The organism is Notoacmeibacter marinus, assembly GCF_002238045.1.
Taxonomy (GTDB): Bacteria; Pseudomonadota; Alphaproteobacteria; order Rhizobiales; family Rhizobiaceae; genus Notoacmeibacter; species Notoacmeibacter marinus.
Map to the genome: position 1 here is coordinate 623,091 of NZ_NBYO01000003.1, position 26,409 is coordinate 649,499.

22 protein-coding genes and 1 tRNA gene are annotated in these 26,409 nt (G+C 61.1%); 12 read left to right on the forward strand and 11 right to left on the reverse strand.

What is annotated here, in order from left to right; genetic code table 11:
• The first annotated feature begins 8 nt into the window (after positions 1 to 8).
• Both deoC and deoA read left to right on the forward strand, forming a co-directional pair.
• Positions 9 to 773 (forward strand): deoxyribose-phosphate aldolase, encoded by a 765-nt coding sequence (gene deoC / locus B7H23_RS15345; protein WP_094078290.1) that lies wholly within the window; start codon positions 9 to 11, stop codon positions 771 to 773.
• A 2-nt stretch (positions 774 to 775) separates the two neighbouring features.
• Complete coding sequence (gene deoA, locus B7H23_RS15350) at positions 776 to 2,086, forward strand: thymidine phosphorylase (RefSeq protein WP_094078291.1); 1,311 nt, start codon at positions 776 to 778, stop codon at positions 2,084 to 2,086.
• Positions 2,087 to 2,221: 135 nt separating this feature from the next.
• On the opposite strand, the gene upp is transcribed toward deoA, so the two are convergent.
• From upp to B7H23_RS15370, 4 genes are all read right to left on the reverse strand, one after another.
• On the reverse strand, positions 2,222 to 2,845 hold the full coding sequence (gene upp / locus B7H23_RS15355) for a uracil phosphoribosyltransferase (RefSeq protein WP_094078447.1): 624 nt from the start codon (positions 2,843 to 2,845) through the stop codon (positions 2,222 to 2,224).
• A 53-nt stretch (positions 2,846 to 2,898) separates the two neighbouring features.
• Positions 2,899 to 3,870 (reverse strand): adenosine deaminase, encoded by a 972-nt coding sequence (gene add, locus B7H23_RS15360; protein WP_094078292.1) that lies wholly within the window; start codon positions 3,868 to 3,870, stop codon positions 2,899 to 2,901.
• A gap of 121 nt (positions 3,871 to 3,991) precedes the next feature.
• The gene (locus tag B7H23_RS15365; RefSeq protein WP_158215853.1) at positions 3,992 to 6,397 is read right to left on the reverse strand and encodes a putative bifunctional diguanylate cyclase/phosphodiesterase; all 2,406 of its coding nucleotides are present in this window, start codon (positions 6,395 to 6,397) and stop codon (positions 3,992 to 3,994) included.
• A 257-nt stretch (positions 6,398 to 6,654) separates the two neighbouring features.
• Positions 6,655 to 6,729 (reverse strand) — tRNA-Gln (locus B7H23_RS15370).
• Positions 6,730 to 6,875: 146 nt separating this feature from the next.
• Between B7H23_RS15370 and B7H23_RS15375 the strand changes: the two genes are divergently transcribed.
• The gene (locus B7H23_RS15375; RefSeq protein ID WP_094078294.1) at positions 6,876 to 7,781 is read left to right on the forward strand and encodes an MBL fold metallo-hydrolase; all 906 of its coding nucleotides are present in this window, start codon (positions 6,876 to 6,878) and stop codon (positions 7,779 to 7,781) included.
• A 25-nt stretch (positions 7,782 to 7,806) separates the two neighbouring features.
• Here the strand turns inward: B7H23_RS15375 and B7H23_RS15380 are convergent, their stop codons facing one another.
• Together B7H23_RS15380 and B7H23_RS15385 are read right to left on the reverse strand one after the other, a co-directional pair.
• Positions 7,807 to 8,577, reverse strand: coding sequence for a DUF1499 domain-containing protein (locus tag B7H23_RS15380; RefSeq protein ID WP_094078295.1), 771 nt, complete (start codon positions 8,575 to 8,577; stop codon positions 7,807 to 7,809).
• Positions 8,578 to 8,628: 51 nt separating this feature from the next.
• A complete protein-coding gene (locus B7H23_RS15385; RefSeq protein ID WP_094078296.1) occupies positions 8,629 to 10,263 on the reverse strand; it encodes a 3-(methylthio)propionyl-CoA ligase in 1,635 nt (544 codons plus the stop codon).
• Positions 10,264 to 10,383: 120 nt separating this feature from the next.
• Between B7H23_RS15385 and B7H23_RS15390 the strand changes: the two genes are divergently transcribed.
• Positions 10,384 to 10,731 (forward strand): DUF427 domain-containing protein, encoded by a 348-nt coding sequence (locus B7H23_RS15390; protein WP_094078297.1) that lies wholly within the window; start codon positions 10,384 to 10,386, stop codon positions 10,729 to 10,731.
• Between the two features lie 12 nt (positions 10,732 to 10,743).
• Here B7H23_RS15390 and ppdK read toward each other — a convergent pair whose 3' ends face one another.
• From ppdK to B7H23_RS15405, 3 genes are all read right to left on the reverse strand, one after another.
• A complete protein-coding gene (ppdK, locus tag B7H23_RS15395) occupies positions 10,744 to 13,443 on the reverse strand; it encodes a pyruvate, phosphate dikinase (protein WP_094078298.1) in 2,700 nt (899 codons plus the stop codon).
• Positions 13,444 to 13,555: 112 nt separating this feature from the next.
• Entirely contained in the window at positions 13,556 to 14,458 is a 903-nt protein-coding gene (locus B7H23_RS15400) for a DsbA family protein (RefSeq protein ID WP_240535138.1), read from the reverse strand.
• 148 nt (positions 14,459 to 14,606) lie between these two features.
• A complete protein-coding gene (locus tag B7H23_RS15405; RefSeq protein ID WP_094078299.1) occupies positions 14,607 to 15,110 on the reverse strand; it encodes a DUF721 domain-containing protein in 504 nt (167 codons plus the stop codon).
• Between the two features lie 69 nt (positions 15,111 to 15,179).
• On the opposite strand from B7H23_RS15405, the gene mutY reads away from it, so the two are divergent.
• Positions 15,180 to 16,289 (forward strand): A/G-specific adenine glycosylase, encoded by a 1,110-nt coding sequence (mutY, locus tag B7H23_RS15410; RefSeq protein WP_094078300.1) that lies wholly within the window; start codon positions 15,180 to 15,182, stop codon positions 16,287 to 16,289.
• Positions 16,290 to 16,303: 14 nt separating this feature from the next.
• Positions 16,304 to 16,912, forward strand: a complete 609-nt coding sequence (locus B7H23_RS15415) for an HAD family hydrolase (protein WP_094078301.1) — start codon at positions 16,304 to 16,306, stop codon at positions 16,910 to 16,912.
• 9 nt (positions 16,913 to 16,921) lie between these two features.
• On the opposite strand, the gene B7H23_RS15420 is transcribed toward B7H23_RS15415, so the two are convergent.
• Positions 16,922 to 18,079 carry a site-specific DNA-methyltransferase gene (locus B7H23_RS15420; RefSeq protein ID WP_094078302.1) on the reverse strand — a complete coding sequence of 386 codons (1,158 nt, stop codon included), beginning with the start codon at positions 18,077 to 18,079 and terminating at the stop codon, positions 16,922 to 16,924.
• Positions 18,080 to 18,243: 164 nt separating this feature from the next.
• Between B7H23_RS15420 and B7H23_RS15425 the strand changes: the two genes are divergently transcribed.
• Together B7H23_RS15425 and B7H23_RS15430 are read left to right on the forward strand one after the other, a co-directional pair.
• Entirely contained in the window at positions 18,244 to 18,930 is a 687-nt protein-coding gene (locus B7H23_RS15425; RefSeq protein WP_094078303.1) for an HAD family hydrolase, read from the forward strand.
• 85 nt (positions 18,931 to 19,015) lie between these two features.
• Positions 19,016 to 19,348, forward strand: a complete 333-nt coding sequence (locus B7H23_RS15430) for a hypothetical protein (RefSeq protein WP_094078304.1) — start codon at positions 19,016 to 19,018, stop codon at positions 19,346 to 19,348.
• 8 nt (positions 19,349 to 19,356) lie between these two features.
• Here the strand turns inward: B7H23_RS15430 and B7H23_RS15435 are convergent, their stop codons facing one another.
• Entirely contained in the window at positions 19,357 to 19,956 is a 600-nt protein-coding gene (locus B7H23_RS15435) for a hypothetical protein (RefSeq protein WP_240535139.1), read from the reverse strand.
• 189 nt (positions 19,957 to 20,145) lie between these two features.
• Between B7H23_RS15435 and thrC the strand changes: the two genes are divergently transcribed.
• The 4 genes from thrC to B7H23_RS15455 are packed head-to-tail and all read left to right on the forward strand — an operon-like array spanning position 20,146 to position 26,407.
• On the forward strand, positions 20,146 to 21,540 hold the full coding sequence (gene thrC, locus B7H23_RS15440; protein WP_094078450.1) for a threonine synthase: 1,395 nt from the start codon (positions 20,146 to 20,148) through the stop codon (positions 21,538 to 21,540).
• 53 nt (positions 21,541 to 21,593) lie between these two features.
• Complete coding sequence (locus B7H23_RS15445) at positions 21,594 to 22,889, forward strand: M16 family metallopeptidase (protein ID WP_094078305.1); 1,296 nt, start codon at positions 21,594 to 21,596, stop codon at positions 22,887 to 22,889.
• Between the two features lie 14 nt (positions 22,890 to 22,903).
• The gene (locus B7H23_RS15450; RefSeq protein WP_094078306.1) at positions 22,904 to 23,488 is read left to right on the forward strand and encodes a GNAT family N-acetyltransferase; all 585 of its coding nucleotides are present in this window, start codon (positions 22,904 to 22,906) and stop codon (positions 23,486 to 23,488) included.
• 12 nt (positions 23,489 to 23,500) lie between these two features.
• The gene (locus tag B7H23_RS15455; protein ID WP_420814489.1) at positions 23,501 to 26,407 is read left to right on the forward strand and encodes an EAL domain-containing protein; all 2,907 of its coding nucleotides are present in this window, start codon (positions 23,501 to 23,503) and stop codon (positions 26,405 to 26,407) included.
• Positions 26,408 to 26,409: the final 2 nt, after the last annotated feature.

Here is a 26,409-nt window from a genome sequence, read left to right on the forward strand (position 1 = left end):
TACTATCCATGACCGAATTATCCGATGCCGCCTATGCGAAACGTCTGATCGGCTGCCTCGACCTGACCGAACTCTCCGATGACAGGGCGGCCGACAAAGCCGATCGGCTTCTGGAAAAGGCGCGCACTCCTTTCGGCCCCGTCGCAGCCGTCTGTGTCTGGCCCGACCATGTCAAGCGCGCGGCCATAGCAGTCAGGGGCACGCCGATCCAGATCGCCACAGTGGTCAACTTCCCTGGCGGAGAGGAGCCGTGGGAGCAAACCCAGCACGATATTCGTCTGGCGCTTGCGAATGGCGCCACGGAGATCGATGTGGTGGTCGATTACCGGCGCGGCGTCGAAGACCCGCATGCCGTGACCTTCTCGGTTCGACAGGTGAAGGACGCTGCTGGCGGCCTGCCGGTAAAAGCCATTCTGGAAACCGGCATGCTAGACGATATCGACGATATGCAGCTTCTGGCAGGAGCGGCTCTGACCGGCGGGGCGGATTTCGTCAAGACGTCGACCGGCAAGGTGAAAACCGGGGCGACGATGGAAGCCGCCGAAGCACTACTAGACGCCATCGCGGCGGCTGGAACCGGTGGTCTGAAGGTCTCCGGCGGCGTTCGCGGTTTTGCTGAGGCGAAGGCTTATGCCGATCTCGCGGCGAGAAAAATGGGTGAAGCCTTCGTCGGCCCGAAGACTTTCAGGATTGGCGCATCGAGTCTTCTGACCGATCTGGTGGCCGTGGCTGGTGGCGAGCAAAGCTCCGCTACAAGCGGATCGGGGTACTGAAAATGCTGCCACAGGAAATCGTCCGCGCAAAACGTGACCGTCAGCCCCTCGATCCAGAAGACATCGGTGCGTTCGTTGCAGGTGTGATGGACAAAAGCGTTGCGAAGGAACAGATCGCCGCGCTCGCCATGGCAATCTATCTGAACGGCATGAGCCGCGAAGAAGCCGTAGCGCTGACGCTTGCCCTGCGCGATTCCGGCACGGTGCTCGACTGGTCCGATCTCGGTCCGGCGGTGGTCGACAAGCATTCGACCGGCGGCGTCGGCGACAATGTCAGCCTTGTTCTCGCGCCGATCATCGCCGCCTGCGGCGGTTATGTGCCGATGATTTCCGGGCGTGGCCTCGGCCATACGGGCGGCACGCTCGACAAATTCGAATCTATTCCCGGCTACGACGTCAAGCCGGACGATGAGACGTTCCGACGCGTCGTCAAGGAGGTCGGCTGCGCGATCATCGGCCAGACCGGCTCGCTCGCCCCGGCCGACAAGATCGTCTATGGCATCCGCGATGTGACGGCGACGGTCGAGAGCGTGCCCCTCATCACCGCCTCGATCCTTTCGAAGAAACTGGCGGCGGGCCTCAGAGGGCTGGTTCTGGATGTGAAAGTCGGGTCCGGCGCCTTCATGGCCGACGAAGCGGCAGCGCGCGAACTGGCGACAAGCCTCGTCGAAGTCGCCAATGGCGCGGGAATGCCGACCGTGGCGCTGCTGACCGATATGGATCACCCCCTCGCCAGCGCCGCGGGCAACGCGGTCGAAGTGCGCAGCGCGGTGAACCTGCTTCGCGGCGATGGTAGCGAGCCGCGTCTCCGCGAGATCACATTGGCGCTCGCCGCGGAAATGCTGGCCATTGTCGGCCTCGCAGACGATGCGGAACAAGGCTTGCGGAAGGCCGAGGATGCCCTGTCTTCCGGTGCCGGCGCCGAGCGATTCGGACAGATGGTCGCGGCTTTGGGCGGACCCTCCGATTTCATCGAACGGATGGACGAGTATCTGCCGTCGGCGTCGATCATCCGCGACCTGACACTGGACAATGACGCGAAGCTTACCGGCAACCTCTCATTTAACACACGTGAACTGGGGCTCGCGGTGATCGAACTGGGCGGCGGGCGAACGCGCTCCGAAGACGATATCGACCACGCTGTCGGGCTTAGCGATCTGGCGCCGCGCGATTGGGACGGCGCTTCGCCGCTCTGCCGCATTCACGCGCGTGACGAGGCAACCTTCGAACGCGCGGCCAAACGTATTCGCGCGGCCGTTCGACAGGGCGACGGCAAGACACCCCCGGCCGTCTCGGAACGGATCGCCCTCTAACGAACAAACCGCTGTTCTGCCCTCCCCGCTGCCGGTTCACAAAATGATTCAAGGCGTTGAAGGGATGATTCAACGCCTTGCGTCCCTGATTCCGATGGGGGCGGATTTGCGATTCAATTCAGCGGGTTCGACAACCTACTTCGTGCCGTACATCCGGTCTCCGGCGTCGCCCAGGCCAGGCAGGATGTAGCCCTTCTCGTTCAGCCGATCATCGATGGACGCGGTGAAGACCGGCACGTCCGGATGCGCCTGCGTGAACCGTTCGACGCCTTCGGGCGCGGCCAGAAGGCAGAGGAAACGGATATTCGTCGCGCCCTCTTCCTTCAGCTTGTCGATCGCCGCCACGGCCGAATTGGCGGTCGCCAGCATCGGGTCGACAACGATGACCAGGCGGTTGCCGAGATCGCTCGGCGCCTTGAAGAAGTAGTGCACCGGCTGAAGCGTTTCGTGGTCGCGGTATAGGCCGATATGCGCCACCCGCGCGGCGGGCACCAGATCGAGCATCCCTTCCAGAAGACCGTTCCCGGCGCGCAGAACCGAAGCGAAGACCAGCTTCTTGCCTTCCAGCATCGGCGCGTCCATCGGCTCCAGCGGCGTCTCGATACGCTCATAGGTGATCTCCAGTCCGCGGGTCACCTCGTAACAGAGCAGCAGGGAGATCTCGCGCAACAGACGCCTGAAGCCGGCCGTCGAGGTTTCCTTCTTGCGCATAATCGTCAGCTTGTGCTGAACCAGAGGATGGTCGACCACCGTCACCATCCCCGATCCGTTTTCCTGGTTCATGATTTTCTCCGATTGCCTTTGAGCCGACGCTAGGCGGACTCGTCCAGCCGCTCAAGAAGGCGCGCACGTGTATCCCCATCGACGAAGGCGGCTTCGATGGCCGTACGGGTGCTTGCGCGCAGTTCGTTGTCCGACAGGCCGAAAGATTGGCGTCCGATCCGATATTCGTTCTCGAGGCTGGTCTGAAAATGGGGAGGGTCATCTGAATTGAGCGTGATCCGGCATCCGGCCGCGATCAGCTTTCGAAGCGGATGCGCATCCAGGCTTTCATAGACGCCGAGAGAGATGTTCGAGGCCGGGCAGACCTCCAGGACGATGTTCTCTTCGGCGATTCTCCGCATCAGGTCGTCGCTTTCCGCAGCGCGTACACCGTGGCCGAGCCGCTCGACCTTCAATAGATCGAGCGTTTCCTCAATGCCGTCCGGCCCGACCCATTCGCCAGCGTGGCAGGTCAGACGAAGACCGCCGTCCCGCGCGATATCGAAGGCCTCTGCATAATCTCCGGGACGACCGACCATCTCATTGCCCGCCATGCCGAAACCGGTCACGGAATCCAAGCCGCATTCGACGCCGATTTTCGCGGCCTCGCTGACGGCATCGGGGCCGAGATGGCGGACGCCCGTTACAATGATCCGTCCCTCGATTCCATGTTCGGCGCCGGCCCGTTCAATTCCATCGGCAAGCCCTTCCAGATAATCCTGCGGCGAAAGACCCACGGCCTCGGCATGGGCCGGCGAAGCGAAGATTTCGGCATAGAGGGCGTTCTGTCCGGCCAGCGCGCTGTAATGCTCATAGGCCAGACGCTCGAAGTCGGCGCGTTCGCGCAGGAGATTGGCGACGATATCGTAGCTGGCGAGAAACCCGATGAAGTTCTGGCGTCGATAGCGGTCGCCGTCGAGAACCGGTTCGAGATCGACATTGTGGCGGCTTGCCATTTCGCGAGCGAACGTCGGGCTGACGGCGCCCTCGATATGACAGTGCAGTTCCGCCTTCGGGATCATTCGGTCGCTCCAAACTATCGGAAAGGCACGACCCTATCCTTCAAATCGCTTCGGGCATAGCCTCCGAAAGCGCTGGACAAGCTTACGCACAGCCAGGGCGGCTCGTGACTCTGTCGATGGGTCAGGCAACGTCGCGGGATGACGGCGTCTGCTTATCCTCGACGCCGGGATTCATGCCGATCATTCGACGCAAATCATAGTCTGAGGCGGGCCGGGCGAACAGATAACCCTGGCCGTAATCGCAGCCCAACCGCCGCAACTCCTCCGCCTGCCATTCTTCCTCGATGCCCTCTGCGGTCACCGGCAGGTTCAGCATCTGGGCCAGGCTGATCATGGCCCGAATGAGCGTATCCGACGTTGCACCACCCTCGACCGGCTTCTGCTGAAGGCTGGAGACGAATGAGCGGTCGATCTTGATCTTGTCGAACGCGAAGGATTGCAGATAGCTCAATGACGAGTAACCGGTGCCGAAATCGTCCAGAATGATCCGAACGCCATGCTCGCGCAGCTGCGCGATTGTTTCCAGCGCGAGATTTGCCTCTTCGAGAAAGACCGTCTCGGTCAGTTCGAGCTCCAGCCGCGATGCAGGGAAACCGGTTTCCTGCAAAATGGTGAGAACGCTTTGCCTGAAACCCGGACATAGAATCTGCTTGGCCGATACATTCACGGAAAGCGAAACCTTCTCGTTCCAGTCTGTGGCCGCCCGACAGCCATTGAGAAGAACCCACTCGCCGATCTCATGGATCAGCCCGCTTTCTTCGGCAATCGGAACGAAGACCTGGGGTGAAACGAAACCATGCTGGGCGCTGTTCCAGCGCAACAGGACTTCGACGCTGGAGACGACGCCGCTGTCGAGTTCCACGATGGGCTGATAAACGAGACGAAGCTCATTCCTGTCGATCGCGTCGCGAAGACTGACCTCCAGTTTCTTGCGGTTCTGGGCCCGCCGATCCATGCCGGCAATATATCGTCTGAACTGGTTTCGACCTTCGCTCTTTGCACGATACAGCGCCAGGTCAGCCCGATTGGTCAGATCCGAGAGGGAGGCGGCATCTTCCGGGAACAGCGCATAGCCGACCGATCCGCCGATCGTCACGGTTCCGCCCTGCAGTTCGAACGGTTCGGCCAGGCAATCAACGATGCTTCGTGTCAGGTCCTGGATAGGGGCCTCATCGGTCTTGTCATCGGCATCCTGCCGCAATGGCGCTGCGGCGAGAAACTCGTCGCCGCCAACCCTGGCGCAAATTGCGTTCGGCGCCGCGTCGCCGGCGCAGCGCCTCAGTCGCTTCGAAACCGCAATCAACAATTCGTCACCGGCAGCATGCCCGAGCGAATCATTGACCAGTTTGAACCGGTCCAGATCGATATGCAGGCAGGCAAAGGGCCGGTCCTGTTCGATCCAGGGGTCGACCGTATCCGTGAAAAGCGTCCGATTGGGCATTTCGGTCAGCGGATCGTGCGTCGCCAGGAACTTGATCTTTTCCTCCGCCAGCTTGGTTTCGGTGACATCGCTGATCAGTCCCCGATAGCCAAGAAAATCCCCGTTCGAGCCGAAGATCGGTTTGCCGCTTATCGCAAACCAAAGGCTCTCCTCGTCCGCGCGGGGAAAGGAGACGAGGTAGTCGTGGAACTTTCTGGGTCGTGACAGAACACCGCTCAGTTCGCTCCGTTCCTGCCGATTGTTCACGCCGGCCAGATCGCGAATGCTCCAGGACAATCCCTCCCGAGCCTGTCCAAGCAGTGTTTCGATCGCCTTGGGCATGCGCGTGATGCGACCGTAGCTGTCGCATTCCCAGGGCCATGTGCGAACGCCGTCCTCATACTCTTTCAGAAGCAGAGCGATCATATCCTGCTTTTCCTGCAGGGATTCGCGAATGATGAACTGACGCGTCATGTAGTCGGACTGCTTGATGCAGTTCACGCCGGCGACGAGCGTGAAGGCGATGTTCATGATGGCCGCGGCCACAAGATGTACATCGCCGAAAAGGAAGAATGCCACGGTGTTCAGCGAAGCGGTCGTGACCAGCCAGGCCAACGCCGCGGAAGGAACCGGATGCAGAACGGTCGGCCCGAGAATCACGCCGCCGACGGCCAGCCCGTTGATGATCAACTGGTCATGGCCGATCGAGACCGGCAAAAGATAGAAGAAGATGATCGACCAGCAGGACGCCATCACGATGCTCTGATGCACGATCCGTCGGGTCGTCCTTTCGGACCCGGAATAGGGCCGCATACGATCCCGCCTCAGCCGCATGATCAACGCGACGGTCGATAGCGATATTTGAATCGCCACCCACACGAAGAGCACGGAATCCACTCCGTGATCGACAAACCAGTAAACCATGAAGACGGCGGCGATGACGTTGAATACGGTGAAGGGCGTCAGATTGTTCATCAGCGCCGTCACGCGTTCGCTACGGAGCTGCCTTGCGGTCAGTTCATCGAACTGATCGGCGCGAAGACGGCTGAGTATACTCCGTAGCTGCGCTTTTTGCCGGGCTAAAATGCGACGAAACCGTCTGAACATTGCTGTGTCCTCTGCAATATCGAAAGCATCGCAGAGGCGCGTTAAATGCGGCTTAATGCCTTTGTGCCGGCCCAATAGTCGCATTCATTGCGTCAACAAATGGTTATTCTTCAAATCAGGCATGCCGAAATCTTGGTGAAACCTGGCGGAATCAATCGATTTAGCGTGCTGCGGTCGCGAAGTTTTCCGGAAACCAAGCAGCATCGCCGCCCATAGTCGATCAAATCAAGCGCATTTGTGCCATGTCTGGAAAGTTCTGGCTGGGGCGGCAGGATTCGAACCTGCGAATGGCGGCACCAAAAGCCGCTGCCTTACCGCTTGGCGACGCCCCAGCAACGGGATGACGATTCATCCTTGGCGCGCTGCATTAGCAAAGGCGGTCCCTTCGAGCAACGCCGTTTTGATGTATAGGTTGGTAAGCCACATTTGTTTGCGGCTGCGGATCCGTCGATCCGGGCCAACATGCTGAAGGGGTTTCATGAAATTCGATCGTGATTTCGAACCGTGCCATGGCGGCGGCGTCCGCGTCGCCGAAAACGTGCTGCGAGTGACATGCGCCAATATGTCGCCTTTCACTTTCCAGGGCACCAACTCCTACATCATCGGCGATAAATCCGTCGTGGTGCTCGATCCCGGCCCCATGGATGAGAACCATCTGGAAACGCTTATCTCCGCCATCGGTGGCCGGCCCGTCAGCCATATTCTCGTCAGCCATACCCATCGCGACCACTCGCCATTGGCACGGACCTTGCAGGCGCGGGTCGGTGGCGAAATCGTGGCCGAAGGTCCGCACCGCGCCGCCCGCGACCTCTCCGTGAACGAAGAAAACCGTCTGGACGCATCGGGCGACCATGATTTCAGGCCCGACCGGACAGTCGGCGATGGCGAGACGGTCGAAGCCGACGGATTCAGCTTCACTGCGCTACATACGCCCGGTCATACGACGAACCATCTGTGTTTCGCCCTCGACGACACGGGAATTCTGTTTTCGGCCGACCATGTCATGGCCTGGTCCACCACCATCGTGGCGCCACCGGACGGCAGCATGAGCGATTACATGGCCTCGCTCGATCATCTGATGGACCGTCGTGACGACCGCCTTTATCTTCCCGGCCACGGCGGACCGGTCGTCAAACCGGCTTCGTTCCTGCGCGGGTTGAAGACCCATCGCAGAATGCGCGAAGGGGCGATTCTGAAACGGCTATCGGTCGGCGACAGGACTATTCCGGGCATGGTGGGCGTGATCTATCGCGACATCGATCCGCGCCTGCACGGCGCTGCCGCCCTCAATGTCTTCGCGCATCTGGAGGCGCTGATCGAGAATGGCTCCGTTCGCTGCGACGACGACGCGCCGCGCCTCGAAAGCTATTATTATCCGGCCTGACCGAGAGACGGTGGACGATGTTCCGTCACTCCTGGACGCCCGCCTGCAGTTCGGCGGCCAGAGCATCGAAAAGTTTGGTGATCACTGCGCCATTGGCCCCCATATCGTGAGCACCCGCCAGGGTGCGGCTGCGAATATCGACGTAGCTGGTTTCGCCCTCTTCGGTGATCCGTACCGCGATGCGGGTCGGCAGAAGCAGAAGGCCGGCTCGGCCTTCGACGAGAAGGGTAACTTCTCCGTTCGTCTCCAAGGTGCCGAACTGGCCCCGAAAGAACCAGCTATTGTCGGCAATCACCCGCCGGAGCGCCTCCTCCACCTCCTCCGGCGAAGAGGCGTAGCGCCGGCCGGTCAGATCGGGCCAGGCTGCGATCTGGGCCTGAATGGCGGGCAGAGCAATCGGTTCCTCCTTTCGCGGCAGAAAGCGCGGCGGCTCTACCGGATCGGTCGATAGCTCGGTCAATGGCGGGTTGGCGACGATATGCACCGCACCGATGGCAAGCAGCACGATCACCGGCAAGGCCCACAGCAGTGCGCGCGCGAGGAGGCCAAGTCCGGCGCTGCCTTCCCGCCAGATATCACGAATGGCGACCACACCCGCCACCATCGCGACGAGCAGCATCAGAACGATGGCCCCGATGATCCAGAACAGGGACAAAGGCGCGATCAGCCCGAAAAAGTGGGCGGCCCCGGCCACGATCGCAACTATAGTCGCCAGCCGCGCCAGAAAATGGCTGAACGCGACCGCCGGATGGGAGGGTGGGGAAAACGCCGCATTGGGCCGGCCAATCACCGTCATGACCGGCCCCAGCCCGCCACTTGCCTGCCGCCGATTAGAATCTGGGTGGCGTCACGCCTCGTCACGATCGGAGAAACTGTAGTCGGAGAATTGGTCACGAAGCGTCATCTTCTGGATCTTGCCCGTTGCCGTATGCGGAATTTCATCGACGAAGACAACGTCGTTCGGCATCCACCATTTGGCGATCTTACCCTCCATGAAGGAAAGAATGTCATCGCGCTCGACCGATTGGCCGCTCTTTCGGACGATCACGAGAAGCGGTCGTTCGTCCCATTTCGGATGCGACACGCCGATCACCGCCGCCTCGGCAACGGCCGGATGGGCGACGGCGAGATTCTCCAGATCGATGGTCGATATCCATTCGCCGCCCGATTTGATGACGTCCTTGGAGCGGTCGGTGATCTGCATGTAGCCGTCCGGGTCGATATGGGCGACATCGCCAGTGTCGAACCAGCCATCGTCATCGAACTGTTCGGCGCCTGCGCCGCCATAATAGCCTTTGGCGACGGCCGGCCCGCGTACCTTCAGGCGGCCGAACGTCTTGCCGTCCCACGGCTTCTCCTCATTGTCGTCGCCGGTAATCTTCATCTCGACGCCGAACGGCGCAAAACCCTGCTTCTGTTTGATCGCGAGCTGTTCGTCCGGTGAAAGACCCCTGAACTTCGGCTTGAGCGGACCGAGCGAGCCGAGCGGGCTCATCTCCGTCATGCCCCAGGCGTGGATGACATCGACATCGTAAAGGTCGCGGAATTTCTCGATCATCGAAGGCGGACAGGCCGACCCGCCAATCACGACATTGGTGAGATGGGGCAATTTCTTGCCGGTTTCGTCGAGATATTGCAGGAGCATCAGCCAGACGGTCGGAACCGCCGCGGAGAAAGTGACCTTCTCCGTATCGAGCAATTCATAGATGCTCTCACCATCCATCTTCGCGCCCGGCATGACCAGCTTTGCGCCGGTCATCGGCCCGGCTTGTCCGATACCCCAGGCATTGGCGTGAAACATCGGCACGACGGGTAGGATCACCGAGTTGGAACTCAGCGCCATCGCATCGGGCATCGCCGCCATCATGGCATGGATCACGTTGGAGCGATGCGAATAGAGAACGCCTTTCGGATCGCCCGTTGTGCCGGATGTATAACACATGCCGGCCGCGGCGTTTTCGTCGATGTCGACCCAGGCGAAATCGCCGTCGGCCTCCGCGATCCAGTCTTCGTAGCAGATCAGATCGATGGCGCTGTCCGGCATGTGATCGCTATCGGTCAACACGACGATCTTCTTCACCGTTTTCAACTGATCGGCGATCTTTTCCACAATCGGCACGAAGGTCAGATCGACGAAGAGCGCTCGATCCTCCGCGTGGTTGACGATCCACGCGATCTGGTCCGGGAACAGTCGCGGATTGAGCGTATGATAGACGCCCCCCATACCCATTGCGCCATACCAGACCTCCAGATGGCGACTCGTGTTCCAGGCCAGCGTGCCGATCCGGTCGCCATTGGCCATTCCGTCCGCCAGCAGTTTCTGAGCGACCTTTCGTGCGCGTTCGTGAATGGCGCCATAGGTGGTGCGCACAATCGGCCCCTCCACGGAGCGTGAAACGATCTCCCTGTCAGCGAATTGTCGCGCGGCATGGTCGATAATCTTGTCGCATGTCAGCGGCCAATCCTGCATCAAACCCAGCATCGCTCTCTCCCTATTGTTTGTGTTCAATCTGGAACGCAGAGGTCTCCACGTAAAGCGCAGAATGCTCTGGAACCGACCTCGCGGCGCGACGTTGGGGAAGCCAGTACGAAGGAGCAGACCATGTCGAACAGCCCGTATATCCGTATCGATCCGTTGGGACGACCGATCACCGTCAAGTTCCGCGATGCGGTCGTTGCCTCATCGGAAAACGCACTTTCCCTGAAGGAAGGGGATTATCCAGCCGTCGTCTATATTCCCCGAGACGACGTCTATTTCGAACATCTGACGCGCGTGGATACGACCAGCCACTGTCCCCACAAGGGCGACGCAGTGTATTTCCGGCTATCGGCTGCCGGCGAAGCGGCAAACGAAGCCGCATGGAGCTATGAGACGCCAAAGGCCGAAGTCGGTCAGATCGCGGGGCACGTCGCCTTCTACCCGGATCATGTGACCGTCGAGCAGGGCTGACAGACGCTCTGACTACGATGCGCCGTTCTTCACCCGCAGAGCCGCCTGCGCGGCAGCGAGCCGGGCGATGGGCACCCGAAATGGGGAACAGGACACGTAATCGAGGCCGGCTTCCTCGCAAAATTCGATCGATTTCGGATCGCCGGCATGTTCGCCGCAAATGCCCGTCAGCAGTTCGGGCTGAACCGCCCGGCCATTGACGCAGGCCATGTTGATAAGCTCTCCGACGCCTTCGACATCCAACGTGATGAAGGGATTCGCTTCCACGATACCGGCTTGGCGATAGGTTTCCAGAAACTGCGCTGCGTCGTCACGGCTGATACCGAACACAGTCTGCGTCAGATCGTTCGTGCCGAAAGAAAAGAAATCGCACGACTGGGCGATGAGACTGGCCCGGACAGCCGCGCGAGGCAGCTCGATCAGAATACCGACCGTATATTCGACGCTCTGACCGGTCTCCTTCATGACGTCCCGGGCGACCCGGTCGATGATCTCGCGCACGAAGTCGACCTCGCGCTGCAGGCCGACCAGCGGCAACATGATCTCCGGTTTAACGGGGCGGCCGGTCCGCTGCCCGGCCTCGATCGCCGCTTCGAAAATCGCGCGGACCTGCATTTCAGGGATGGCCGGATAGGAAATCGCCACCCGCACGCCGCGATGACCGAGCATGGGGTTGGTCTCACGCAGCGTCTCGGCCCGAAACTCGATCTTTTCGACCGGCACACCAAGCGCGTCGGCCGTCTCCCGCATTTCCTCCTCGGTATGCGGGAGAAACTCATGGAAGGGCGGATCGAGCAGGCGGATGGTCACCGGCAATCCCGCCATCTGCTCGAACAGTTCGACGAAATCCCGCCTTTGGCTCGGCAGCAATGTCAGAAGCGCCGATTCGCGGTCGTTATCCGTTTCGGCCAGAACGAGATGACGCATCGCCAAGATGCGCTCATCGCCGAAGAACATATGCTCGGTCCGGCACAGGCCGATGCCTTCCGCGCCGAAATCGCGAGCCAGTTCGGCATCGCTCGCCACATCGATATTGGTGCGTACCTTCATGCGCCGCGTCGCGTCGGCCCATTCCAGTATGGTGCGAAAATCGTCGGAGAGCTGCGGCTTGCGCATGGCGATGGCGCCGGCGAAAACCTCGCCGGTGGTGCCATCGATGGTGATGGTGTCGCCTTCGTCGAATGTGCGGCCCATCGTGGAGAGCGTTTTCGCATCATAATCGACACGTAGCGTGCCGGCCCCCGACACGCACGGCTTTCCCATGCCGCGGGCCACCACGGCAGCATGACTGGTGGTACCGCCACGGGTGGTCAGGATGCCTTCCGCAGCGCTCATGCCGTGAATGTCTTCGGGGCTCGTTTCGGTTCGCACCAGAATGATCTTCTTGCCGCGTTCCGCCAGATCAGCGGCTTCATCCGGCGAAAAAACGATCTGGCCGGACGCAGCGCCGGGCGCCGCCGGCAGACCGCTGGCAATATGGTCGCGCTCGGCATCCGGGTCGATCGAAGCATGCAGCAGACTGACGAGCGACAGCGGATCGATCCGCAAAAGCGCGTCGTTTCGGGTGATAAGGTCGGCCTCGGCCATCTCCACCGCGATGCGAAGCGCCGCACCCGCCGAGCGTTTGGCCGTGCGCGTCTGGAGGATATAGAGCTTGCCGCTTTCCACGGTGAACTCGATATCCTGCATGTCGCCATAATGCGCTTCGAGCCGCTCGGAAACACATTTCAGTTCGTCATAGACGTTCGGAAAGACGACCTGCATCGAGCGATCCGCATTGTCGACGCCGTGCCCGCTTGCCTGTCCGCTGGACAGCGGCAAGGGCGTGCGCATGCCGGACACGACATCTTCGCCCTGGGCGCGCGGAAGATATTCGCCATAGAGCGTCTTCACGCCAGTGTTGGGCTCGCGCGTGAAACAGACACCCGTTGCGGAACGATCATCGCGATTGCCGAACACCATGGCCTGGATGGTGACGGCAGTTCCATCCTGATCCTGCAGGCCGTGAAGAGCCCGAAAGGCGATGGCGCGCGGGTTCATCCACGAACCGAGCACGGCGCGGATCGCACCGCGCAGCTGGGTTTCGACATCCTGTGGGAAAGGCTCACCCAGCTCCTCTTCGACAAAAGCGAGGTAGCGGGTGACGACAGCCTTCCAATCGCCGGCGGTCATTTCGGCGTCGCTGTCGCGACCGAGGCGCTCGCGCTCCTCTTCGATGATCTCCTCGAAAAACTCCAGATCGAGCCGCAGAACCGTGTCGGAATACATCTGAATGAAGCGACGATAACTGTCCCATGCAAACCGGCCGTCGCCCGTCTCTTCGGCCAAAGCCTCTACCGCGCTATCGTTAAGGCCGAGATTGAGGATCGTATCCATCATACCCGGCATGGATGCGCGAGCGCCCGAACGGACGGATAGCAAAAGACTGTTGTGGCCCGCGCCGAAATGGCGACCGGTCGTTTCTTCCAACCGGTTCATTGCGTCGCGGACCTGCCGCTCCACGCCATCCGGCACGACACGGTGCTGGCTGAAATGTCGGCAGACTTCGGTGGTTAGCGTGAAGCCGGGCGGCACTGACAGACCGAGCGCCGACATCTCGGCCAGATTGGCGCCTTTCCCTCCAAGGAAATCCGCCATCTCAGCCGAACCATCCGCCACGCCCGCCCCGAAACTGAAGACGTAACGCTCAGGCGCTGTGTGCTCTTCGCCCACCACTATCGATCCTGTATTGGCCTCCCTGCCCGCAACCAACACGATTACGAAGCTTTTCGCAAATGCGAAAAGCCGCTTCGCGATGCGAAACGGCCGAAATTGTCGCCGATGGTTACTGCGAAGCGGCCTGGTCGATCAATGCCGCCATCTGACCGGCCGACAGAGCGCCAGCATATTTCTTCCCGTCGATGAAGAATGTCGGCGTGGACTGAACGCCGAACTCTTCGCCTGCCTGCTTGCGCACGGAATTGATATTGTCCAGCAGAGCCTGATCCTTCAGACAGGCATCGAAGGATTCCTCGGTGAACCCAGCAATTTTGACTGTGTCGAAGAGCGACTTCGCTGCATTTTGAGGTTCGGCGCGTGCCCACACATCCTGTCGGTCGAACAAAACGTCAACCACAGGGAAATATTTGTCCTTGGAGCAGCGCGCCAGCATGAAGGCGGCGGTGGCGCGGGGATCGAGCGGAAATTCGCGAAGGATGAACCGCACCTTGCCGGATTGGATGAATTCTTCATTCACCTTTGGGAACGTCTCCTCATGAAACGTCCGGCAGTGGCCGCAAGTCATCGAGGCGTATTCGACAATTGTGACCGGCGCATCTTCGCTACCGAGCACCATTTCTGGCAAACTGCCGTTCTGCAGCAGCTTTTCCATATCGACCGTGCCTTCTGGCTCCGGCGCTTCAGCGCGCTCGATCGTGGCTCCAGTCGTGCCCGCCTCGCTCGCCGCAGCCGGCGTTCCGGCGTTTCCGGTCGTCTGATCGGCCGCTTCGGTTTCGGCCGCCGGCTCGTCTTTGGCGGCATCGTCGACCTGCGCCAGCTCGACGGTCTTGTCTGCCTTGCCTGCATCGGTCTCAGGCGAAGTTCCCGTCGAGGCCGTGATCTGCATGTCGGCGGCATCGGTGCTCGCCGTTTCGTTCGAGCTGTCGGAGCAGCCGGCAATACCGAGCGCCATGGCGCTTGCGGCGGAGATGGCGATAAAGCTCGAAGAGCGGAAGAAACGGAGATCCATTACAGGCCTTTCCTGGGTCGCAGCGCCGGAGGGGCGGTGGCAATCATTCGCTTGCTCCATACGTTGCCGCTAAACGGGACGAGAGCATGACGACCAGATATGTTCGAACAGCGACAATTCCAGCGTCTGGAAGCGTTCTCCACTGTTTTCAGCGGCTTATCTCGCCCTTGACCGCACGGCCCAGTCTCTGGAGCGCCTGCCGCAAGGGGTCGCTGTCGATCTCGGCCAGGCTCTGGTTCAACTGTTCCTCCTCGTCGGGCCGCAGAGTTCGGAGGGCTGGTCTCACCTTACGACGTTCCGGCACGGCGACCGGCTTCTGAACCAACTTGATCCGTTCGATGGCGCCATATCCGAGGAAAGTGTTGACCCGCGCGATCAACTCTCCCGTCTCATGCTGAATCGCAAGCGCCGCATAGCCTTCCGCAGCGACGATCAGCGTCGCGGGTTTGAAGGGATCGTCGTCGGATATGCGACGTGGCCACACAATGCGCTCTGGCCGAGAGAGCCTGGCCAGCCGGCGCCCGGCTATTTCTTCCCAGCCCTGGATCAATTCCAGCGACACGCCCGTCCGTTTGCGCAAAACTGGATCGACGAGGCGCGAGACCAGATCGGCCACCGGCTGCGCATTGCGTTTGCGGGAGCGTTTGGCCATATCGTTTCGCTGCACCCTTCGCGGCATTCCGTTCGCTCCGTTTCCTAGCACAGGGCCGAAACCGGCGATATGGCCTCATTCCAACGGCAACCCGCCGAACGCCTTGTGAAGCCGAGCGCCATCGCACCGGCGCTTCTGGACTGGTACGACCGCCACGCCCGCACCCTACCCTGGCGCGTCGCCTCTTCCGATCTCGCAAAGGGCATCCGTCCCGACCCCTACCGGGTCTGGCTATCGGAAATCATGCTCCAGCAGACCACCGTCGCGGCTGTGAAGGGCTATTTCGAAAAGTTTGTCACGACCTGGCCAACCGTCGGCGATCTTGCCGCCGCGACCGACGATAGCGTAATGGCGGCCTGGGCGGGGCTCGGCTATTATTCGCGGGCGCGCAATCTGCTCGCCGCGGCCCGGCAGGTGAACGAGGCGGGCGGCTTTCCGGCCGACGCGGCCGGGCTGAAAGCACTGCCAGGCGTCGGCGATTACACTTCTGCCGCCATTGCCGCCATCGCATTCGACGAGCCAGTCGCCGTTGTCGATGGAAATGTCGAGCGTGTCGCCAGCCGCCTCGCTGCTATCGAAGTGCCGGTCAAAACGGCGAAGAAACAGATTCAAACCGTCGTATCGTGCATCACGCCGGCCGTGCGGCCCGGCGATTTCGCACAGGCCATGATGGATCTCGGCGCGACGATCTGCACACCGAAGCGTCCGGCCTGCGCGCTCTGCCCCGTCAATGCCTATTGCGTCGCCTTCAAGGAAGGACCCGACCCCACGACCCTGCCGGTCAAGCTGCCGAGAAAGGCGCGACCGGCCCGGCTTGCCGGCGCCTATGTGGCCGAACGATCATCTGACGGTGCAATTATGCTCGTGCGCCGCCCGGCTAGCGGCCTTCTGGGCGGCATGGCCGGGCCTTACCTGACCGATTTTTCGTCGCGTCATGACGGAGCCACCGGCGAAGACGCCGCGCCCTTTGCCGGCGACTGGATCGATTGCGGTACGGCAGAGCATGGGTTCACGCATTTTCAGTTGACCCTGGAGGTGATGTCGGCGCGTATCGATGGCGAGCCGGCTCTGCCTGACGGAGCGTTCTGGTGCCCACGTGACGAGCTGATTCACGCGGCGCTGCCGACTGTCATGAAAAAGGCAATTGCCGCCGCTATACCGAACGCCTTTCACGCGTGAAGAGACCTGATCCGATGAGTATCCATCATATCGTTTTCGACATTGGTCGCGTTCTGATCCATTGGGATCACCACGCCGCCTATCTGGACGCCCTGCCGGACGAGGAAGCGCGTCTGCGCTTTTTCGAGGACGTGGACTTCCAAGGCTGGAATTTGCAGCAGGATGCAGGGCGAAGCTGGGCCGAAGGCGAAAAAGACCTTGCAGCGCGCTTTCCCCACTACGAAGAACTGATCCGGCTCTTCCGCAAGAACTGGCATCTGACGGTGCCGCACGCCATCGAGGAGAGTGTGGCGATCATGCGCGATCTGATCGACCGCGGTTATGACGTGACGCTGCTGACCAACTGGTCGGCGGACACCTATCCCATTGCAACGGAACGCTATGGCTTTCTCGCCGAACCGCGCGGCGTGACCGTCTCCGGCCAGATCGAGATGGTGAAGCCGGACCCGGCGATCTACGATCACCATCAGCGAACCTTCGAACTCGATCCGGCCCGAACGCTCTTCATTGACGATTCAGAACGCAATGTGGAAGCGGCCCGCGCCCATGGCTGGCAGGCCGTCCAGTTCGAAACGCCCGACCGGCTCCGCGCCGATCTCCGAAATCACGGCATCAGGGTGTAAGGCAACTGCTTAGCCGCCGCTGCGTGCGATCTGCCGGCGAATGATGGCGCGCAGCGAATCGATCGGTTCGTGGCCATCGCCATTGTCGTAGTGCCAGAAGGTCCAGCCATTGCAGGCTTCGAAGCCCTGAACGCGGGCACCGACCCGGTGGATCGAGCCTTCGTGCTCGCCGGCGACGAGCGTGCCGTCCGCCCGCACCGTCGCCGAATGGCGGCTTTTCGCGTCGGTCAGCACCGTGCCCGGCTGTAAGAGCCCAGCTTCGAGCAGCGAGAGAAAGGCGACGCGTGGCTCGGCGCGCTTGGGCATCAACTGACGCAGATCGACCGAATGCAACGGTTCGATCCTCTCCATCCGCGCGTTTGCCGCATCTATATAGGCCTGCTCGCGTTCGATCCCGACGAAGCGGCGGCCGAGCTTCTTGGCCACCGCGCCCGTGGTCCCCGTGCCGAAGAAGGGATCGAGCACCACATCGCCCGGCTTGCTGGACGCCATCATGATTCGCGCCAGCAGCGCTTCCGGCTTCTGGGTCGGGTGAACCTTCTGGCCGTTATCGTCTTTCAGCCGTTCGCCGCCCTGGCAGATCGGAAACAGCCAGTCGGACCGCATCTGCGTGTCGTCATTGGCCGCTTTCATGGCCTCGTAATTGAAGGTGTAGCTCTTGGCCTTCTCGTTTTTCGAGGCCCAGATCATCGTTTCGTGTGCGTTCTGGAAGCGGCGGCCACGAAAATTCGGCATCGGGTTGGTCTTGCGCCAGACCACATCGTTCAGGATCCAGTAGCCGAGATCCTGCATCGTCGCGCCAACGCGGAAAATGTTATGATAGCTGCCGATCACCCAGATCGTGCCGGTCGGTTTCAATACCCGACGGGCGGCCAGCATCCAGGCCCGGGTGAAGGCGTCATATGCGGCGAAACTGTCGAACTGGTCCCAGTGGTCGTCGCAGGCATCGACCTTGGACTGGTCGGGCCGGTGCAGATCGCCGCCAAGTTGCAGATTGTAGGGCGGATCGGCGAAGATCACATCGACGGACGCGTCGGGCAGCTTGTCCATCGCGGCCACGCAATCGCCCTTGATGATCGTGTCGAGGTGACGCGCAAGCTCCGGCTCGCGCGGCGAAGTGTTGGCAGGCGAAAGATTGGCCTTGAGGGCGGACAGTTTGGAAGCCATGAACTCAATACTCGAATACGCAACAGATAGGCCCCATGGTTACCCGACAGGATGAAGATTGCGTGAATGGTGTACCGAAACGGCGCAAGCGGGTTGAACGCGAGGCGGCCGAACCGATATAGGCCGCTGCATTCGACCGCCCTTCTTGCAGAAAGCCATCTTCCATGCCCGCTCCCGAATTCGTCATCTTCGATTGCGACGGCGTTCTCGTCGATTCCGAGGTGATCGCATCCCGCGTCGACGCCAAGCTGCTTTCGTCGATCGGCTACGAGATCACACCAGAGGAGATGTCGGAGCGTTTTGCAGGCCTTACCTTCAAGGACATTCTGCTGGTGGTCGAAGCCGAGGCGAACATCCCGATTCCGGCATCGTTGCTTGGCGACGCAGACAAAGAGATCGACCGCCGACTGCGTCGCGAGATCAAGAGCATCGAAGGCGCTGCCTGGCTTTTGCAATCGGTCGGGCTGCCCTTTGCCGTCTGCTCCAATTCCGGTTATGGCCGGCTCGACATCACGCTTACGGCGACCGGCCTGAAACCACTGGTGAAGTTGCTCTACAGTGCAAAAGACGAAGAGGGCGTCATGGAGAAGCCCGCGCCGGACGTCTATCTCATGGCTGCCGAGAAGGCGGGCGCCAATCCCGACCGGACCTTCGTACTGGAGGATTCCACCCATGGCGTTCATGGTGCGAATCGGGCCGGGATGCGGGTGATCGGCTTTACCGGCGGCAGCCACACCTATCCCGGCCATGCCGACAAGCTGCTGGAAGCCGGTGCGGAAACCGTCATCACCAAATTGCGGGACTTTCCCGCGACCATGGAGGCGCTGGGCAGTTTCGGCCGTCTCGGTTAAGGGCTCTACGATGATACGAAACTGGTCATAGCCAGTTCGGCGCGCAATAATCATTCGGCACGACGCAAGAAAGCGGGAGGCCGGTATGAGTAATGAAAGCCCGTTCGCAATCCTATCCGGCCTGCTGCGACCCTACGCGCCCCAAATGACGGTCAAAGCCGATACCGGCGAGACCTATCTGCTCGAAGAAGAGCGCTCCGAGCCAAAGCCGCAAATGTTCGGCAAGGCGCAGATCGGCAAGCGCTATACCAGTCTTCACCTTATGGGGGTGTACTGCCGTCCCGAACTGCTGGATGGCATGAGCGACGCGTTGCGTAAGCGCATGCAGGGCAAGTCATGCTTCAATTTCACGAAAGCGGAGCAGATACCGCGCGCTGAGTTGGAGCGCCTGATCCGCCGCTGCTACGAGAGCCTCTGACCGTTAGGTCAGTTCGTCGCTGCACCCTTCTTCGGCCCCTCATCGAAACCGGCGAAAATGACGATGTTGCGCGCGTCGGGCTGATCGACGGCGATGTTTGGATCGGTATAGATGAACTGCGTCGCGCCAGCGGTGTTCACCTCGACCGAATAGGGTTTGATGTCCGAATAGACCACCGTGTCGCCTTTCAACGCCGCCACCCGGATCGGCAGTTGAATGGTGCCGCTGCTGCCTTTGGGACCAAGAAGAACACGGCCAGCCACAGCAACAGTCATTGCCAGGCGACCATTCTCGTATTTGCACTGGCGCGACACATCGGTAATCGCCGCCTGATAGCGGACGTTCTGCGAGGTTTCCTCGCCCTCATAGGTATTGAAATAGGCTGTCCCGTCGCGCAGGCGGACCTTGGGACAATAGCCTCGCAGCTCCTCGAAGGTCACTTTTTCCAGATCGCTATTGTCCGTCTTCGACTGGGACACGTTCAGCCCATCCGTCGAACTCTGGCAGGCCGCCAAAGAAGCCCCGATCAGAATCACAGCGGCCGTTCGCAGCATCGCCCCGCCCTTGCCTTTGAACATCATCGCCACCAACCCCATACACCGATCCATTTGCCGGCCTGTCCTATCGTTTCTGAACGGTGATGAAAACCGTTTCGATTGGGCCAAAGAAAGGCGAGACCAAATCGAGCGGACATGACAGCCGTTTGCATCGCCGGCAGCATGGCCTATACCCACGTCGAAAACTCATCAATGCCTGCCGGAGGACTTCGGCCTCGGCGGTTCTGCCCGGACATCACGATGGAATATGTTTCAACACGGGGCGAAGCACCGTCCCTTTCGTTCCGAAACGCTCTGCTGACAGGCCTTGCCCGCGATGGCGGCCTTTACGTGCCGAGGGATTGGCCGCAATTCAGTGCGGACGATATCCGCTCCATGGCGAACCTGCCCTACGCCGATCTTGCGGTGCGCGTGCTGTGGCCCTTCGTCGACGGCGAGATCGAACGCTCGGCCTTCGAAGAGATCGTTCATGAAGCCTATGGAACGTTTGCCCATGAAGCGGTCTGTCCACTGACGCAGACGGGCCATAACCGCTTCGTCCTCGAACTCTTTCACGGGCCGACGCTCGCCTTCAAGGACGTCGCCATGCAATTGCTGGCACGGCTGATGGACCATGTTCTGACCGAAAGGGATGAGCGGGCGACCATTGTCGGCGCGACGTCCGGCGATACCGGCGGGGCGGCCATCGACGGTTTCGGCGGGCGCGACCGGACCGACATCTTCATCCTCTTCCCGCATGGCAGGGTGTCGCCGGTTCAGCAGCGCCAGATGACGACCTCGCCGCACGCCAATGTTCACGCACTGGCGCTGGAGGGCAATTTCGACGATTGCCAGAACCTTGTGAAGGCGATGTTCAATCACCACGCCTTCCGCGATTCGACGCGTCTGTCCGGGGTCAATTCGATCAACTGGGCCCGCATCATGGCCCAGATCGTCTACTATTTCTCCAGCGCGATCAGCCTCGGCGCGCCGGACCGGCCGGTCTCCTTCACGGTACCGACCGGCAATTTCGGCGATGTCTTCGCTGGCTATTGCGCCAAGCGGATGGGCCTGCCGATCGATCGGCTGGTCGTGGCAACCAACGCCAACGACATTCTGGCGCGGACGGTCGAAAGCGGCACCTACGCCATGGAAGGTGTCGTCGCCACCACCTCTCCCTCCATGGACATTCAGATCTCCTCCAATTTCGAGCGTCTTCTTTTCGAAGCCGGTGGCCGCGATGCAGGCAAGGTGCGCCGGTCGATGAACCAGCTGGTGCAAAGCGGGAGCTTCACGCTGGAAGAGGAGGTGCTGTCGGCCATTCGCGGTGAATTCGACGCCGACCGCGCCAGTGAGGACGAGATCGCAGGCGAAATTGCGCAAAGCTGGTCGCAAAACGGTTATCTTCTGGATCCGCATTCGGCTGCCGCTCATGCCGTCGCCCGCCGCTATGCAGAATCCGGCGTGCCGATGGTGGTTCTGGCGACGGCCCATCCGGCAAAATTTCCAGATGCCGTCAGGGCTGCGAGCGGTGTCACGCCGGACCTTCCGAATCACCTCTCCGATCTGATGGAACGAACCGAACGCTACGAAGTCCTTTCCCCTCGGCTTGAAATGGTGGAGGATCATATCAGGGAACGGAGCCGCGCTGGCTAAGCAGTGTTCAGCCTAGCGGTCCGCCGTAGAGTATCGAGTGAGTTGGAGGAACAATGAGGGTTCAAACGACAACGCTTTCGAACGGCCTGATCGTGGCCACCGAAACGCGGTCCCATGTGGAAAGCGTGGCGCTCGGTCTCTGGAACAATAGCGGTTCGCGCCACGAGCATCCGGACGAGCACGGCATCGCGCATCTGCTCGAACATATGGCGTTCAAGGGCACGAGCCGCCGCAGCGCCGAGGACATCGCGGTCGAGATCGAGAATGTCGGCGGCGAGATCAACGCCTCGACTTCCGTCGAAACGACGTCTTTCTTCGCCCGCGTCCTGAAGGAGGATGTGGGCCTGGCGACCGACATTCTGTGCGACATCCTTCGCGACTCGACCTTCGACGAGGACGAGTTGCAACGCGAGAAGCACGTCATCGTGCAGGAGATCGGCGCGGCGATGGACACGCCCGACGATATCGTCTTCGACCGGTTCGCCGAAGCCGCCTTTGACGGTCAGCCCGTCGGTCGTTCAGTTCTAGGAACACGGGAAACCATCGAGACGTTTTCGTCCGACCAGCTCCGGTCGTATCTTGCCCGCGAATATGGTGGCGACAGGATGATCGCGGTTGCGGTCGGCGCCGTCGAGCACGAAGATTTTCTGCGTGAGATCGAAAGTCGACTGGGCGATCTCGGCTCTCACACGGGCGACGATTCCTTGTCGGCCGCCATCTATACGGGCGGTGACTTTCGGGAAACGCGCGATCTTCTTGACGCCCAGATCCTGATCGGCTTCGAGGGAAAGGCGTTTCTCGCGCGCGATTTCTACGCCAGTCAGTTGCTGGCCACGGTTCTGGGCGGCGGGATGAGTTCGCGCCTGTTTCAGGAGGTGCGCGAGAAACGGGGGCTGTGCTACTCGGTCTCGGCCTTCCACTGGAGCTTTTCCGACACCGGCCTGTTCGGCATTCACGCCGCCACCGGCGAAGAGGACATTGCCGAACTCGTGCCGGTTCTCCTCGACGAGATGACCAATCTTGCCGGCAGCATTCGTCAGGACGAGGTCGACCGCGCCCGTGCCCAGCTGCGCGCCAGCCTGTTCATGAGCAATGAAAGCTCGATGAGCCGGGCCAGCCAGATCGCCCGCCAACTGCTCATTCACGGCCGGGTTCTGCCACGGCAGGAAATCATGGACCGCCTCGGCGACATCTCCGTCGAACGGATCCGCGATCTGGCCTATCGCACCTTTGGCGGCAGCACGCCCACCGTGGCCGCAATCGGCCCGCTCAACCCGATGCTGTCCTATAACGACGTGCACGGCCGCCTTTCAGGGCCCTTGGAGATGCGGCGCGTCGCAGCTTCCTGAGGCGCAGACGCGCAATGCTGAACCGGCTGCTTCAACCGCCGCTCAGACTCAAGGGACGCGAGGTTACGCTGCGCCTGCCGCAGCCGAGCGATTTCAGCGACTGGGCCAATTTGCGGATCCAAAGTCGCGCTTTTCTGGAGCCATGGGAGCCCGCCTGGCCGAACCCGCCCTTTTCGCGGCGCGAGTTCACCAAGACCGTCCGCCGGCAGATTGGCGAAGCGCGCGCCAAAAAGTCCTATACGTTCTTCATTCTATCGCCGGACGAGACCCTGATGGGTGGAATCACGCTTTCCAACATCCGTTACGGCGTCTGCCAGAATGGCGAAATCGGCTACTGGATGGGCGAGCCCTTTGCGGGCAAGGGCTATATGCACGACGCGATCGACACGCTTTGCGAGTTCGGTTTCGGTCGGCTGCGTTTGCATCGCATTCAGGCAGCCTGTATCCCCGGCAATGAACGTTCCGAACGCCTGCTCAAAAAAGCCGGATTTGAGCGCGAAGGGCTTTTGCGATCGTATCTGCTGATAGGCGGCGCGTGGCGGGACCATCATCTTTACGCCCGGCTGAGCGGCGAAGATGGCGGGCTGGGGACGTTGTAAAGGGAGCGGGATGTGACGCGCAACGAAGCGCAGACTGACATATGGCGCTGGCTGGCAGCATCTCTGGTGTTGCTTGCCGGACTTCTTCTGCCAGGCGCTGGACTTCTTCACGCGCAGGATGAAACCATTCGAGTGGAAGCCGACGATCTGGCGCTCGATCTTTCGCGCGCAGTCGCCATCACCTCCAACGGATCGCGGACGTTCCAGGTTTCTGCGACGCCGGGTGAAGACGGCATCGTTCGGCGGATCGAAGTGGAGGCCCTCGGCAGCCCGCCTACTGGTCACTGGGCCGTCCTGTCCCTAGCCAATGCCAGCGGCCAGCAGATCGACAGGCTGATCGTCGCGCCGCATTACCGGCTGGTGGGTTCTGGCCTGTGGAAGCCCGATCTCGGTGCCCAGCGCATCGTGAACATCACCCCTTCGGAAGGTTTCGCGCTTGACCGCCAGCCCAGCGACGATGCGGACATCTTCAACCTAACGCTCAACCCGAACAGTGTCGTGACGCTCGTGCTGGAACTGGCGACGCCGGAATTGCCGCAGCTCTACATCTGGGAACCGGAAGCCTATAAGGACACGATCAATGCCTACACGCTGTTCCGAGGCATCGTGATCGGCATCTCCGGGCTGCTGGCCCTTTTCCTGACCATTCTCTTCGTGGTGCGCGGCACGGTAATGTTTCCCGCCGCCGCCGCCCTCGCCTGGGCCGTCCTGTTCTACATTTCCGTGGATTTCGGCTTTTTGGGTCGTCTTGTCGGAATCACGATCGGCAGCGAGCCGGTCTGGCGGGCAACGGCGGAGATCGCACTGGCCGGAACGCTTGTTATTTTCCTGTTCGCCTATCTGAACCTGTCGCGCTGGCACAAGCATTTCAGTCACGCCGCGCTTGTCTGGCTGACGGCACTGGGCTGTCTTGTCGCGCTCGCCGTCTTCTACCCCAATTTCTCCGCTGGCGTGGCGCGCATTTCCCTGGCGCTGACGGCCGTTGTCGGTCTCGGCGTCATTATCTGGCAGGCCACGCACCGCTACGACCGGGCGATCATGCTGGTGCCAAGCTGGGCGGCGGTCGTCGCCTGGGTGGTCGCCATGGGCATGACGGTGGCCGGCGCGATAGACAATGATGTCGTTCAGCCGGCGCTTGGCGGTGGGCTGGTGCTCATCGTGCTTCTGATCGGCTTTACCGTGATGCAGCATGCCTTTTCCGGCGGCGCGGTCCGGCAGGGCCTGTTCTCCGACGTCGAACGCCAGGCGCTGGCCATGTCGGGATCGGGCGATGTGGTGTTTGACTGGGACGTTCTGAGCGACCGGGTAGTGACCCGGCCGGATGTCGCGCCGATGATCGGACTACAGCGCAACGCCCTGCGCGGCCCGGCGCGCAATTGGGTCGAAGCGATGCATATCGACGATCGCGACCATTTCCGCACCACGCTCGACATGATCCTCGAGCATCGGCGCGGTCGCATTCGCCAGGATTTCCGCCTGCGCGGCGAAGACGGCCATCACCACTGGTACAGCCTGAAGGCACGGCCTGTTGTCGGCGCCGATGGCGAGGTGGTTCGCTGCGTCGGAACCATGAGCGAGATCACCGAACAGAAGAAGGCGGAAGAGCGCCTACTCTACGATTCGGTGCACGACCATATGACAGGACTGCCGAACCGCGAGCTTTTCATGGACCGGTTAAGCGCGCTCATCGCCGCGGCGAAGGATGACGATCGGGTCAGGCCGACGATTCTTGCCATCGATATCGACCGCTTCAAGACGGTCAATGAATCGCTCGGCATCTCGGTCGGCGACACGATCCTGTTGACAGTGGCGCGCCGTCTTGCCCGCATCTGCCGCAGCGAGGATACGCTGTCGCGCTTTTCGGGCGATCACTTCATGATTTCACTGGCCGGGCGACCCGATCCGTCCGAGGTTAAAACCTTTACCGCTCAGGTGAAGAAGACGATTTCTGCTCCAATCAACTTCGCCAATCAGGAAATCGTCCTGACGCCCTCCATTGGCGTCGCAGGCTGGACGCAGCAGCATGGCAGCGCCCAGGATCTGGTCAAGGATGCGGAACTGGCGCTGCATCAGGCCAAACGCTTCGGCGGCGACAGGATCGAACCCTTCCGCCCCGCTTTCCGGACGCTCGGCTCGGATCATCTGCACATCGAGGCGGATCTGCATCGCGCGCTCGATAATGGCGAACTGCATGTCCTCTACCAGCCGATCATCAGTGTCGGCACGATGAGCGTGGCCGGTTTCGAAGCGCTGATCCGCTGGAACCATCCCAAGCGCGGCCCGATCGCACCGTCCGACTTCGTGCCGATCGCCGAGAATTCGGGGCTGATCGCCCGGCTCGGCCTGTTCGTCATGCAGCGTGCCGCCGACGACATTGCAATGATCTCCCGCAATAGCGGGCGCGACGACATCTATGTCGCGGTCAATCTGTCGTCGAGCCAGTTCCTTCGCCAAGACCTCGTATCCGACGTGAAGTCCGTCCTGACCCGCACGGGCGTGAAGCCTCAGACCTTCCGTCTCGAACTGACCGAATCGATGGTGATGAGCAACCCGGAACAGAATGCGCGTGTGCTGGAGCGGCTCGACGCGCTCGGGATCGGTCTTTCCATCGACGATTTCGGCACAGGCTATTCGGCGCTGTCCTATCTGACACGCTTCCCCTTCGACTGCATCAAGATCGACCGTTCCTTCGTCATCGATCGGTCCGAGCGCTCACATGCTCTTCTGCGATCCCTCATTCAACTCGGCCATGACATCGGCATGACTATCGTCGTCGAAGGCGTCGACGACGACGAAACGCTGGCGCTTTTGCAGGAAGTGGGCTGCGACTACGTGCAGAGCTTCATGTTCGGCAAACCGGTCGATGTTCATACGGCTCAGGATTACTGCGCGCAGGAGCCTTCGGCTGCGGCGCAGTAGCC